This window comes from Pseudoxanthomonas mexicana (assembly GCF_001556105.1).
Classification (GTDB): Bacteria; Pseudomonadota; Gammaproteobacteria; order Xanthomonadales; family Xanthomonadaceae; genus Pseudoxanthomonas_A; species Pseudoxanthomonas_A mexicana_A.
In genome coordinates this window covers 1-439 of sequence record NZ_LSIF01000050.1, presented here as the reverse complement: position 1 = coordinate 439, position 439 = coordinate 1, and the positions used below count along the sequence as shown (strand labels likewise).

The following is a 439-nucleotide window of genomic DNA, read 5'->3' as shown; positions in this document are numbered from 1 at the left end:
CCAGCAAGCCGGAAGCGGCGATGCGTGATCCGTTGACGGTGCTGGACTGGGTCAACCTCTACGCCCTGGCGGTGAACGAGGAGAACGCGGCCGGGGGTCGCGTGGTGACGGCCCCGACCAACGGTGCGGCCGGGATCATCCCGGCGGTGCTGCATTACTTCGACCGCTTCTGCCCCGGCAACAGCGAGCAGCGGGTGTTCGACTTCCTGCTGACCGCGGCGGCCATCGGCATCCTCTACAAGGAGAACGCCAGCATCAGCGGCGCCGAGGTGGGCTGCCAGGGCGAGGTGGGCGTGGCCTGTTCGATGGCCGCCGGCGGGCTGGTCGCCGCGCTGGGCGGCAGTCCCAGCCAGGTCGAGAACGCGGCCGAGATCGGCATGGAGCACAACCTGGGCCTGACCTGCGACCCGATCGGCGGGCTGGTGCAGATCCCGTGCAT

At 69.9% G+C, this 439-nt stretch carries 1 protein-coding gene; it reads left to right on the top strand.

What is annotated here, in order from left to right; genetic code table 11:
- A partial coding sequence (locus AX730_RS07945) for an L-serine ammonia-lyase, iron-sulfur-dependent, subunit alpha (protein WP_198147085.1) occupies window positions 1-439 on the top strand: 439 nt, incomplete at both ends.